This window comes from Streptococcus oralis (assembly GCF_001588645.1).
GTDB classification, from domain to species: Bacteria; Bacillota; Bacilli; order Lactobacillales; family Streptococcaceae; genus Streptococcus; species Streptococcus oralis_AB.
In genome coordinates this window covers 138207-150897 of sequence record NZ_LAYF01000001.1, presented here as the reverse complement: position 1 = coordinate 150897, position 12691 = coordinate 138207, and the positions used below count along the sequence as shown (strand labels likewise).

Below are 12691 nucleotides of genomic sequence, written 5' to 3'. Positions count from 1 at the left end.
AGACAGTTATGCAACCTACACAAAAGAAACCCTTAACAGCTTTCACTGTTATTTCAACGATTATCTTGCTCTTGTTGACCGTGCTGTTCATCTTTCCATTCTACTGGATCTTGACAGGGGCCTTCAAATCACAGCCTGATACCATTATGATTCCGCCACAGTGGTTCCCTAAAATGCCAACCATGGAGAACTTCCAACAACTCATGGTGCAAAACCCTGCTATGCAGTGGATGTGGAACTCTGTATTTATCTCACTGGTAACCATGTTCCTAGTCTGCGCAACCTCTTCTCTAGCAGGTTATGTCTTGGCTAAAAAACGTTTCTATGGTCAACGCATCCTCTTTGCAGTCTTTATCGCTGCCATGGCGCTTCCAAAACAAGTTGTCCTTGTACCATTGGTACGTATCGTTAACTTCATGGGAATTCACGATACTCTTTGGGCAGTTATCTTGCCTTTGATTGGATGGCCATTTGGGGTCTTCCTCATGAAACAGTTCAGCGAAAACATCCCTACAGAATTGCTTGAATCAGCTAAAATCGACGGTTGTGGTGAGATTCGTACCTTCTGGAGCGTAGCCTTCCCTATCGTGAAACCAGGATTTGCAGCCCTTGCGATCTTTACCTTCATCAATACTTGGAACGACTACTTTATGCAGTTGGTTATGTTGACTTCACGTCAAAACTTGACCATCTCACTCGGGGTTGCGACCATGCAGGCCGAAATGGCAACCAACTATGGTTTGATCATGGCGGGTGCAGCTCTTGCAGCCGTGCCAATCGTAACCGTCTTCCTTGTCTTCCAAAAATCCTTCACTCAAGGGATTACTATGGGAGCTGTTAAAGGATAAGATTCTGCGAAAATCGAGTTTAAACTACATCAGCATCACCTTGCCATACTTAAGTATTGCCTGCGGTTAGCTTCCTAGTTTGTTCTTCGATTTTCGTTGAGTATAAGAGAATACAGAGTTATAAGTGTCTACAAAATGGAGAGTATGCAGTTACTTCGTGAAGTTTTGTCAGACACTTATAAACTTAAGAATGAACTCTTTTCATGATACTAGTTAGAGTAGGTTCGTTTTATGGTAACTATTTCCCGCTTTAGTGGTATCTAAGATAAGCATCTTACGCTTATCTTAGACGGAATTTTTGAGACTGACGATGAAGGAGTGAAAGGCTCAAAAATTAGGAATGAAATTCCGAAGGAATTTGCTTCCATCCGCACTATTACAGGGAAATAGAGAAAGGATAATTCGGAACTGAAAAATAGTAACTATCAGAAACGAAGGAAACAGTATGATTTTTGACGATTTGAAAAACATCGCCTTTTACAAGGGAATCCATCCCAATCTAGATAAGGCTATCGACTATCTCTATCAGCACCGTAAGGATTCTTTCGAACTCGGTAAGTATGAGATTGACGGGGACAAGGTCTTTCTAGTTGTTCAGGAAAATGTCCTCAATCAAGCTGAAAATGATCAATTTGAACACCATAAGAACTATGCAGACTTGCATTTACTGGTAGAAGGACACGAATATTCGAGCTACGGTTCACGTATCAAAGACGAGGCAGTAGCATTTGAAGAAGCGAGCGACATTGGCTTTGTCCATTGTCATGAAAAATACCCACTCTTGTTGGGCTATCACAATTTTGCAATTTTCTTCCCAGGAGAACCACACCAGCCAAATGGCTACGCAGGGATGGAAGAAAAAGTTCGCAAGTATCTCTTTAAAATTTTGATTGATTAAAAGAATCAGGAGGAGCAAACATGACACAAAAAGGAGTAAGCCTTATCAAGGCAGCATTTGATACAGATAATTTTCTCATGCGTTTCAGTGAGAAGGTCTTGGATATCGTCACAGTCAATCTTCTTTTTGTCGTCTCTTGTTTGCCCATTGTGACGATTGGAGTGGCGAAAATCAGCCTCTATGAAACCATGTTTGAGATTAAGAGAAGCAGACGGGTGCCAGTCTTTAGAACTTATCTAAGAGCTTTCAAGCAAAATCTGAAACTGGGACTTCAGTTGGGTTTGCTAGAGTTGGGCATAGTTTTGCTAAGTCTTTTAGACCTCTATCTTTTCTGGGGCCAGACAGCTTTGCCTTTCCAGATTGTGAAAGCTATTTGTTTGGGGATTCTCATCTTCCTCACTCTGGTGATGCTGGCTAGCTATCCCATCGCTGCGCGCTATGATTTGTCTTGGAAAGAAGTGCTGCAAAAGGGGCTTATCTTGGCAAGTTTTAACTTTCCTTGGTTCTTCCTCATGTTAGCCATTCTCTTTCTCATAGTGATGGTTCTCTATCTATCCGCCTTCACTCTCCTTTTGGGTGGGTCGGCCTTTATCCTCTTTGGTTTTGGTTTGCTAGTCTTTCTCCAAGCAGGTTTGATGGAGAAAATTTTCGCCAAATACCAGTAGGATGAGGTGTTTCTGAAACTACTTTCAATCGTTACAGTTTCTAAAATACAAGTAGAAACTAAAATCTAAGTGTATACAAGATATTGAAAGCGATTTTCACAAGGTGTATACTAAACTTGTAAAAATAGAACTGCTCTCAGCAGAAAAAAAGAAATCTTAGGAGAAAATCTATGTCAGATTTGAAAAAATACGAAGGTGTCATTCCAGCCTTCTACGCATGTTATGATGATCAAGGAGAAGTCAGTCCAGAGCGTACGCGCGACTTGGTCCAATACTTCATTGATAAGGGTGTTCAAGGTCTCTATGTCAATGGTTCTTCTGGTGAATGTATCTACCAAAGTGTGGCAGATCGCAAGTTGATTTTGGAAGAAGTCATGGCAGTTGCCAAGGGCAAATTGACTATCATCGCTCACGTAGCTTGCAACAATACCAAAGATAGTATGGAACTTGCTCGCCACGCAGAAAGCTTGGGAGTAGATGCTATTGCAACGATTCCACCGATTTACTTCCGCTTGCCTGAGTACTCAGTTGCCAAATACTGGAACGATATCAGTGCTGCAGCTCCAAACACAGATTACGTGATTTACAACATTCCTCAGTTAGCGGGAGTTGCTTTGACTCCAAGTCTTTATACTGAAATGTTGAAGAATCCTCGTGTTATCGGTGTGAAGAACTCTTCTATGCCAGTTCAAGATATCCAAACCTTTGTGAGCCTTGGTGGCGAAGACCATATCGTCTTCAACGGTCCAGATGAACAGTTCCTAGGTGGCCGTCTCATGGGTGCTAAAGCTGGTATCGGTGGTACTTATGGTGCGATGCCAGAACTCTTCTTGAAACTCAATGAGTTGATTGCTGAAAAAGACTTGGAAACAGCGCGTGAATTGCAATACGCTATCAATGCAATTATTGGCAAACTCACTGCTGCACATGGAAATATGTACGGTGTCATCAAAGAAGTCTTGAAAATCAATGAAGGACTTAACATTGGTTCAGTTCGTTCACCATTGACACCAGTAACCGAAGAAGATCGCCCAGTTGTAGAAGCAGCAGCGCAATTGATTCGTGAAACCAAGGAGCGCTTCCTCTAATCCATAAGGAGGTATTTATGACACACTACGTTGCAATTGATATTGGCGGAACCAACATCAAATATGGTTTGATCGACCAAGAAGGCCAACTTGTTGAATCGCATGAAATGCCAACAGAGGCGCATAAGGGTGGCCCCCATATCTTACAAAAGACCAAAGATATCGTATCCAGCTATTTAGAAAAAGGTCCAGTAGCAGGTGTTGCCATTTCTTCTGCAGGAATGGTGGATCCTGACAAGGGTGAGATTTTCTATGCTGGCCCGCAAATCCCTAACTATGCAGGAACCCAGTTCAAGAAGGAAATCGAGACTAGCTTTGCGATTCCTTGCGAAATTGAAAATGATGTCAACTGCGCAGGTCTTGCTGAGGCAGTATCTGGTTCTGGAAAGGGAGCGAGTGTGACACTCTGCTTGACCATTGGAACAGGTATCGGTGGTTGTTTGATTATGGATGGGAAAGTCTTCCATGGATATAGCAATTCTGCCTGTGAGGTGGGTTATATGCATATGCAGGATGGGGCTTTCCAAGACTTGGCTTCTACGACAGCCTTGGTAGAATATGTGGCAGCAGCTCATGGTGACTCAGTTGATCAGTGGAATGGCCGACGCATCTTCAAGGAAGCTACTGAAGGAAACAAGATCTGTATGACAGGCATTGACCGCATGGTAGATTACCTTGGGAAAGGTCTGGCAAATATTTGCTACGTGGCCAATCCAGAAGTGGTCATTCTCGGTGGCGGTATCATGGGACAAGAGGCTATCCTCAAACCGAAGATCCGCACAGCTTTGAAGGCGGCCTTGGTACCAAGTCTAGCTGAGAAAACAAGATTAGAATTTGCCCATCACCAAAATACAGCAGGTATGTTGGGAGCCTATTATCATTTCAAAACAAAACAATCCTAGTTTGGAACTATAGAATTAAGCAGAACACTTAATCACTACTTGAGTGACAATGTTTTGCTTAATTCTTTTTTATTGAAAAATTTGAGCCAAAGGAGGTAATCGAGAGAAACTAGGAGAAAATAACCATCTTACATGAGAAGTTAAGGCGAGATGATGAACTACAAGGCGAGGGCAATTCTATCAACCATTTAATTGATATTTAGCTTGAGTAAATGAGAAAATATTGAAAAATGATATAATGAGATGGGCGAAAATTGATAAAATTGAAGTTGTAGCGGTGAGAAAATGTAGTGGCAGCTCATTCAACTTAAATCGAATAGTATAACATTACGAGGAGATTATCAAATGAACAATTATATAAAATGTAATCAAGATAGATGGAATAATGTAAAAAATGACTACACTGAGCCGTTGACACATGAAGAATTAGAAGAAGTTAGAAAGCATCCAATTTCTGTTGCCTTAACTGTTGGGAAAAAAGTGCCCACAGAATGGTTTGAAAAAGCCAAGGGAAAAAAGATATTAGGGTTAGCTTGTGGTGGTGGCCAGCAGGGTCCAGTTTTTGCTATAAAAGGGTATGATGTCACCATCATGGATTTTTCCAGATCACAATTAGAAAGAGACGAGTTGGTTGCTAAAAGAGAAGGCTTAAAGATCAATACCGTTCAAGGCGATATGACAAAACCATTTCCATTTGAAAATGAAACTTTTGATATTATTTTTAATCCAGTTTCAAATGTATACATAGAAGATTTAGAAAACATGTATAAAGAAGCTGCTCGCGTATTGAAAAAGGGTGGTCTGTTAATGGTTGGATTTATGAATCCTTGGATATACATGTATGATGCTGACATTGTATGGGACAAACCCGAAGAGGAATTACTTTTACAGTTTTCACTACCTTTTAATTCAAAAGAGCTTGAAGCGGAAGGCAAAATCATCATCAATCCAGAATATGGATATGAATTTAGCCATACCTTAGAAAGTCAGATTAGAGGACAACTAAAAAACGGTCTCGCTATGATCGATTTTTATGAATCGTGTGACAAAAGACATCGATTGTCACGTTATGGAAATGACTACATCGCTACACTCTGCATTAAACTATGATATTATAGAACGTACTTCTGAAGAATAGCTCATTTTATTTTACGATTAGAATTTGCCCATCACCAAAATACAGCAGGGATGTTGGGTGCCTATTATCATTTTATACTCAATGAAAATCAAAGAGCAAAGTAGGAAGCTAGCCGTAGGTTGCTCAAAGCACAGCTTTGAGGTTGCAGATAAAACTGATGAAGTCAGCTCAAAACATGGTTTTAAGGTTGTAGATAAGACTGACGAAGTCAGTTACCTATACCTACGGCAAGGTGAAGCTGACGTTGTTTGAAGAGATTTTCGAAGAGTATTAAAACAAAACAATCCTAGTTTGGTTGAGCCAAACTAGGATTTTCTAGCGCGTTTTTGTCTACGATAGCCGTTGAGTTTTTTATTTTCCCAATAGCTATTAAAGATTTTTTCCTTGCTCTCACGATTGATTTCTAAAAAGTAGGCATAAATCAAATCTGTTAAAAAGAGCATAGGAAGTTGAGCAGAAATACGTTGGATGTAAGAAGATTGACTATGACTTGCGACTAGGACTGTTTCGGTGTAGGCCTGACAGTCTTTGCTAGGAGAACTGGTAAAGAGAATAGTCTTGGCTCCCATGTCCTTGGCGTCCAGCAAACTATCTAGGACAGATTGGGTGGTGCCTGAGAGAGAAAAGCCAAGTACCAAACAGTTTTCATCCATGATACTGGTTGTCCAAGCAAAGCCATCCCGATCGGTCAAAGCTTCACAGACAACACCTAGACGCATAAAGCGCAGTTTCATCTCACGGGCAATCAGACCAGAACTTCCCGTCCCAAAGAAGTAAACTCGTTCTGCGTCATCGATTAATTGGGCGACGCGTTCCAGTTGTTCTTCGTCAATCAAATCCTGTGTTTGTTCTCTCATGATACTGTAGCTTCGTAAAACACGTTTGGTCAAAGGACTGTGTTTGTGCGAATGAGTGTCCGGTTTACTAGCCTGATGCTGGTATTGAAAGACGAACTCTCGGTAGCCTGTAAAACCACACTTTTTGGCAAAGCGGGTCAAGGCTGCTTGGGAGATATGTAATTTCTGGGTAACTTGCTGAGAAGAGAGATCATCTTGGATCGTTTCAGCTTGCAAAAAATAGCGAGCGATTTCTTGCTCGAGCTCGGTTAATTCTTCAAAATGGAGGTCGATTATGGTTGCGATATCTGGCTTGTTCATGAGGCTCCTTTTTATGAGTCAAAGTCTTAAAAAATTAACGCTTTCCTAACTATTACTATCATTATATCATAGAAAATAGGATAACCAAATAAAAAGGCATTTTCAATTAAAAGTCAAAAAATGCTTCGACTTTTCCAAGAGTTTCTCCGTAAAATATGGTACAATGAAATGTACTGAGCTTCACCTATTTGCTCTATTATTTTAGGTAAAATAAAGGTGGAAATCGGGAATTTTTCTAGAAAAGAGTCTTAGTTGTATGAGAAAATTTAATAGCCATTCGATTCCGATTCGGCTTAATTTACTATTTGCGATTGTCATCCTGCTCTTTATGGCCATTATTGGTCGTTTGTTATACATGCAGGTACTCAATAAAGATTTCTATGAAACAAAATTGGCCTCAGCCAGCCAAACAAGGGTAACAACCAGTTCAGCTCGTGGACAGATCTATGATGCGACAGGGAAACCCTTGGTGGAAAATACTGTCAAGCAAGTTGTTTCTTTCACACGAAACAATAAAATGACAGCAGCCGAATTGAAGGAGACAGCCAAGAAACTCCTCACATATGTAAATGTAACCTCTCCTGTTCTGACAGATCGACAGATTGCAGACTACTACTTGGCGGACCAGGATATTTACAAAAAAACAGTCGAATCCTTGCCAAGCGATAAACGCCTGGATTCAGATGGAAATCGTTTATCAGAAGCGACACTTTACAATAATGCGGTTGAAAGCATTGACGTGAGTCAACTTAATTATACAGATGACCAGAAAAAGGAAATCTATCTCTTTAGTCAGCTCAATGCTGTTGAAAATTTTGCAACGAGCACCATTTCTACGGATGCCTTAGATGATACCCAAGTTGCTCTCGTTGCATCAGCGTCCAAGGAATTACCAGGTATCAGCATTTCAACCTCATGGGATCGTAAAGTACTGGACACTTCTTTATCGACGATCGTCGGTAGCGTTTCAAATGAGAAGTCAGGACTTCCGGCTGAGGAAGTTGATGCTTATCTCAAAAAAGGGTATTCTCTTAATGACCGAGTGGGAACTTCCTATCTTGAAAAGCAATATGAAGATGTTCTTCAAGGCAAACGCTCCGTCAAGGAAATCCACCTCGACAAACACGGAAATATGGAAAGTGTGGAAAATGTCGAAGAAGGAAGTAAAGGAAATAACATCAAGTTAACGATTGACCTAGCTTTCCAGAATGGTGTGGACGACCTACTCAAGAGCTACTTCAACTCAGAATTGGGTAACGGTGGAGCCAAATACTCTGAAGGAGTCTACGCCGTAGCCCTCAATCCTAAAACCGGTGCAGTTTTGGCCATGTCAGGTGTTAAGCATGATGTCGAATCCGATAAATTAAGTTCAGATTCGCTTGGGACGATAACCAACGTCTTTGTACCAGGATCTGTTGTTAAGGCGGCGACCATCAGCTCTGGTTGGGAAAACGGAGTCTTGTCAGGTAATCAAACATTGACCGACCAACCGATTGTTTTCCAAGGTTCGGCCCCAATCAATTCATGGTACACCTTGTCCTATGGCTCTTTCCCGATTACAGCAGTTGAGGCTCTAGAATACTCTTCTAATACCTATATGGTTCAGACTGCGCTAGGGATCATGGGACAGACCTACACACCAAACATGGTGGCCGCAACGGGACAGTTAGAGACTGCAATGAGCAAATTGCGGTCAACCTTCGGGGAATATGGACTCGGAGCTTCAACGGGGATTGACCTCCCAGATGAATCCACAGGATTCACGCCAAAAGAATTTGATTTGGGGAACTATATCAATAATTCCTTTGGTCAGTTTGACAACTACACACCGATGCAGTTAGCCCAGTATGTCGCAACCATTGCAAACAATGGCGTACGTTTAGCTCCTCACATCGTTGAAGGGGTTTATGGAAACAATGACCAAGGTGGCTTAGGTAGTCTGGTTCAAGAAACAGCCACTAAGGAACTAAACAAGGTCAATATCTCAGAATCAGATATGGCTATCTTGCAGCAAGGTTTCTATCAAGTTTCGCATGGGACGAGTGCTCTAACAACTGGTCGTGCCTTTTCAAATGGCGCAGCCGTTTCCATCAGTGGGAAAACGGGGACTGCCGAAAGTTACGTTAATGGCGGTCAAAAAGCCAATAATACCAACGCAGTCGCCTATGCACCAACCGAAAATCCTCAAATCGCGGTCGCAGTCGTCTTTCCTCATAACACCAACCTTACAAACGGTGTCGGACCTTCTATTGCACGCGACATTATCAATCTTTATCACCAACACCATCCAATGAATTAGAAAGGAACTTATGCTGTATCCAACACCTATTGCCAAGCTGATTGATAGCTATTCAAAGTTACCAGGTATCGGGATCAAAACGGCTACCCGCCTAGCCTTCTATACCATTGGAATGTCTGATGACGATGTCAATGAATTTGCCAAAAATCTCCTGTCTGCTAAGAGGGAATTAACCTATTGTTCCATCTGTGGTCGTTTGACCGATGATGACCCTTGCTCTATCTGTACGGATCCGACTCGAGACCAGACAACCATCTTGGTGCTAGAGGATAGTCGCGATGTGGCTGCTATGGAAAACATCCAAGAATACCACGGACTCTATCACGTCTTGCACGGCCTCATTTCTCCGATGAATGGTATCAGCCCAGACGATATCAACCTCAAGAGTCTCATGACCCGTCTTATGGATAGTGAGGTTTCAGAAGTGATCGTGGCAACCAATGCGACAGCGGATGGAGAAGCGACATCTATGTATCTCTCTCGTCTCCTCAAGCCAGCTGGTATCAAGGTCACTCGCCTAGCACGAGGACTAGCCGTGGGAGCAGATATCGAGTATGCGGACGAAGTCACACTCTTACGAGCCATTGAAAATCGGACAGAGTTGTAGGAGTCAGTTAAAACGTAGCTCATTTTGACACATAAGACGAGCCCTAGGAATTTTTCTAGGGCTTGTCTTTTTCTGTTTCTCACGAGAGGTGAACAAGCCTTGCTAATAAGACTACTCAAATTATAAGGCATCAAAAAACGGGTTTCCAAAATGACTAGTGGCGTCTTTGTCAAACTCATTCACTGAGCGATAGAGTTTACTCTAAGGAGATGAGCGCATTTGCCCTTAGGGTTTGTTTTGAAATCGTACTATTTTTGTGTTATGATATGGTCAATATACAATGAATAAGGGGAGTTTGAAGTATGGGTGGAAAGATAAAATCTAGCACGATAGCAGCAGAGGCAGCTATTAATGAATTGGTCGGGTATGACACGAGCAAGAAGCAAAATCAGCAAGTAGAATTTTCATATACTTCTGAAATCGCTGGGATGGAAGCGGGACGTCAGGCCTGCAACCAAATGCTTCAGGCAGTCAGTGATTTCAGCTCGGCTGTTTTGACACAAGCAAATAAGTTTCCAGAAATTGCTCATAAGATTGAAAAACACGACGTAGAGCTGTCTAAGAGATGGGAACATTAAAAATGGCAGATAAGAACGAAGAAAAACGCTACAAACTTTGGAGAGAAATTGTCAAGATTGACGATAAAGAAGAAAGTCTTCAGACTCTAAAAAGACAATATGAACAGCAGGTAATTCACTTTCACTCAGAAATCCAGAGCATCCACCTTCGTATGGCGACTCTATTGGCTCTCTCGCCCAGTTCTCGTCAGGTGATAGAGCAAATCGAAAGTGATAATAGAACCATTCAACGACAGATCAACTCTTATGTAGATGAGGAACTGGATGAATTGGGAAAACAAACGAAGAAGGCTCGTCGGTCTTTCGATGAAGCTAGAGAAGAACTGATATCAGAAAGGAATCGGCTACCATGGGAGTAAAATACAGCGCACAAGAATCCCAAGAATTGATTCAAGCCATGACTAACAACCTCCAAGTCGCAAATGAAGTCACGGACCGCTTATCTAGTGGCTGTGATCACCTGATTTCCTCTTTAGACTCAGGAGAGCTGACAGGAGCAGCCTACACAGCTGGTAAGGGTCTCTTTGCAGAGATTATCATCCCCAGCATCAAGAAGTTACAAGCAGCGATAGATGATATCCAACTAGAGTTGACTTCCTACAAAAATGCAGATGCTCAGGTCTCTGGATATGGAGATTTGGACATGGACCAGCTCAAGGAACTGAAAAAGCTGAGGGAAGAGCAGTTAGCTATCGTAGAAGCTCAGATTCAAGCGAGGGAGAACTGGCTAAATCAAATCAAAGACCTCTTTAGTCTCAATTGGGGGAAAGCCTTCTCTGAGAAGACCATCCTCTACAATACCAAGACTCAAATCGAGTCGGGTATTCAGGATTTGGATGACAAGATTGAAAAACTAGATTTTTTTGTCTCAGAGGTTTCCCAGTATTTCAGCGATAGTCTAGAAGTCCTTAGCTTAGCGATTCAAGGAGCTACGCAACTAAGTAAAGTCATTGTCGATAGCGATGGTAACTACTATGCGGACGGTCTGGACATGAGCTGGGTGCAAAAGATGAAGGATGTGAAGATTGAGTCACATAAGCTTGATAAGGATATCTCAGTTACTCAGGCTGAAAAAGATAAGAAAAAAATTGTGGAAGATTTAATCTCATCTTACAATCTAGATGAATCTACGGCAAATGTACTTTATAAGCTTCAGCAGGGAATTTTGAAGAAGGCAAAACAAGAAGGATGGACTAATGAAAAAGTTATCTATGAGTACAATAGACTAGTTGCTTCCTTTGTGCCAGATAATTTTTTAGCGCTTAGATATAAAGCTATTGCTGGAGTAGTTGAGTTAGAAGAAAGAGATGAGCTTAGTAAAGAATATGGTCTTTCTCCTACTGAAATTAAACTTTTGGCAATTAAACTTCCTGAACAGCACAATGACTCAACTAGTCATAAAGATTATGCCCATGAAGCAATTCAGCTTGCGGCATTTACTGAACAAAGCTGGAGTTTGAATTCTTATTCAATTGCTCATGCTATGAGTGAGGTGGGAAATACTGCTAGAATTAATATCCCAGGTAGCACAGCCTCACTGCCTTATCCCATGGAAAGGTATGAAATTTCTTTCAAGGGTGATGTGGATTCAGGTCGTTATGGAGATACCGACTTTAATTCTGACATAGATCCAATTAATAGTTATGATTTAATGAAAAACGTTAATCAAAAAGATATTTTTAAATCACAAGCAGACTATAATCAGAAAGTTGAGTCTAATACTATTAATCGAGTTGAAGAATTTTATAAAAATCTTGGGAAAGGAAATACTAAAATTGGCAAAGATATTGTTCGTTACATTGTAACAGATGGTAACACGATAGGTAGTATGTATATAACTCAGGGTCAGTCAAATGAAGAAATAAGGAAAAATCAAGAAGCTTTCTTTGATTATTTAGAAAGAGGGGAAGAAACTAATGTCAGATAAAGTAAAACAGTTTAAGTGGTTGATTGTATTGTCCTTGTTCCTATTAGCGATTCCTTTATATTTTACTTACAATCATTTCCAACAATCTAGTGTTTTAAAAGAATCCTTTGAGAAAAATGAAAGAATTGAAGTTCTTCATCGTTTGACATCATCAGAAAAATATGCGTCTGACATCCGTAAGGCAGGATATACTATTCCTTCTGACGGAGCTATTCGATTGGATGGAGTTATTTATCCATTAGAAATAGAAGGAGAGTTACATTTGAAAATTAGCCCTCCCAAAAAGGATGCTAAGGATTTTCAGTTATTTTTCATCACACAGGTTAATGAAAAACAAACGCATGTAGCTTTTATTTTAGATAAAAATCTGAATTTAATTGATTCTAGCTATTCTCAGCAAAATGGTAACGGGAAAAGAGAGATTGTTTCTATCTCACAAGCCGAAGAAGATTACTTGTTGAGAAGTGTTCAAAGCGAGATTGATGACTTCATGAAAAAGATGTATCAAACTTTGTATGGTTAGATTGTTAGAGAAAGTAACTTCTTGCTCACCGCAATGCTGTATGAACAAGACTTCTATGATT

General features: G+C 40.9%; 14 protein-coding genes. 13 read left to right on the top strand and 1 reads right to left on the bottom strand.

What is annotated here, in order from left to right; all coding sequences use genetic code 11:
• The first annotated feature begins 8 nt into the window (after positions 1-8).
• The 7 genes from A0739_RS00635 to A0739_RS10545 all read left to right on the top strand — a co-directional run bounded on the left by A0739_RS00635 (position 9) and on the right by A0739_RS10545 (position 5791).
• Complete coding sequence (locus tag A0739_RS00635; protein WP_001183243.1) at positions 9-848, top strand: carbohydrate ABC transporter permease; 840 nt, start codon at positions 9-11, stop codon at positions 846-848.
• Positions 849-1293: 445 nt separating this feature from the next.
• Positions 1294-1746: a NanQ anomerase/TabA/YiaL family protein gene (locus tag A0739_RS00630; RefSeq protein ID WP_061586719.1), complete on the top strand. Its 453-nt coding sequence runs from the start codon at positions 1294-1296 to the stop codon at positions 1744-1746.
• Positions 1747-1766: 20 nt separating this feature from the next.
• Complete coding sequence (locus A0739_RS00625; RefSeq protein WP_061586718.1) at positions 1767-2411, top strand: DUF624 domain-containing protein; 645 nt, start codon at positions 1767-1769, stop codon at positions 2409-2411.
• A 170-nt stretch (positions 2412-2581) separates the two neighbouring features.
• A complete protein-coding gene (locus A0739_RS00620) occupies positions 2582-3499 on the top strand; it encodes a dihydrodipicolinate synthase family protein (protein ID WP_061586717.1) in 918 nt (305 codons plus the stop codon).
• A 17-nt stretch (positions 3500-3516) separates the two neighbouring features.
• A complete protein-coding gene (locus A0739_RS00615; protein ID WP_061586716.1) occupies positions 3517-4401 on the top strand; it encodes an ROK family protein in 885 nt (294 codons plus the stop codon).
• Positions 4402-4746: 345 nt separating this feature from the next.
• Positions 4747-5511 carry a class I SAM-dependent methyltransferase gene (locus A0739_RS00610; RefSeq protein WP_061586715.1) on the top strand — a complete coding sequence of 255 codons (765 nt, stop codon included), beginning with the start codon at positions 4747-4749 and terminating at the stop codon, positions 5509-5511.
• Between the two features lie 85 nt (positions 5512-5596).
• Positions 5597-5791 (top strand): hypothetical protein, encoded by a 195-nt coding sequence (locus A0739_RS10545; RefSeq protein ID WP_231082558.1) that lies wholly within the window; start codon positions 5597-5599, stop codon positions 5789-5791.
• Between the two features lie 53 nt (positions 5792-5844).
• On the opposite strand, the gene A0739_RS00605 is transcribed toward A0739_RS10545, so the two are convergent.
• Positions 5845-6696: a MurR/RpiR family transcriptional regulator gene (locus tag A0739_RS00605; RefSeq protein WP_061586714.1), complete on the bottom strand. Its 852-nt coding sequence runs from the start codon at positions 6694-6696 to the stop codon at positions 5845-5847.
• Between the two features lie 256 nt (positions 6697-6952).
• On the opposite strand from A0739_RS00605, the gene pbp2b reads away from it, so the two are divergent.
• The 6 genes from pbp2b (at position 6953) to A0739_RS00575 (ending at position 12630) form a co-directional block, all read left to right on the top strand.
• Complete coding sequence (pbp2b, locus tag A0739_RS00600) at positions 6953-8995, top strand: penicillin-binding protein PBP2B (protein ID WP_061586713.1); 2043 nt, start codon at positions 6953-6955, stop codon at positions 8993-8995.
• 10 nt (positions 8996-9005) lie between these two features.
• Positions 9006-9602: a recombination mediator RecR gene (gene recR, locus A0739_RS00595; protein WP_000966754.1), complete on the top strand. Its 597-nt coding sequence runs from the start codon at positions 9006-9008 to the stop codon at positions 9600-9602.
• 302 nt (positions 9603-9904) lie between these two features.
• Entirely contained in the window at positions 9905-10180 is a 276-nt protein-coding gene (locus tag A0739_RS00590; RefSeq protein ID WP_061586712.1) for a TIGR04197 family type VII secretion effector, read from the top strand.
• Positions 10168-10539 (top strand): hypothetical protein, encoded by a 372-nt coding sequence (locus tag A0739_RS00585; RefSeq protein ID WP_231082557.1) that lies wholly within the window; start codon positions 10168-10170, stop codon positions 10537-10539. Before A0739_RS00590 ends, A0739_RS00585 begins: the two co-directional genes overlap by 13 nt.
• The gene (locus tag A0739_RS00580) at positions 10530-12107 is read left to right on the top strand and encodes an LXG domain-containing protein (protein WP_082243771.1); all 1578 of its coding nucleotides are present in this window, start codon (positions 10530-10532) and stop codon (positions 12105-12107) included. The genes A0739_RS00585 and A0739_RS00580 overlap by 10 nt, the downstream gene beginning before the upstream one ends.
• Entirely contained in the window at positions 12097-12630 is a 534-nt protein-coding gene (locus tag A0739_RS00575; protein ID WP_061586710.1) for a hypothetical protein, read from the top strand. Before A0739_RS00580 ends, A0739_RS00575 begins: the two co-directional genes overlap by 11 nt.
• Positions 12631-12691: the final 61 nt, after the last annotated feature.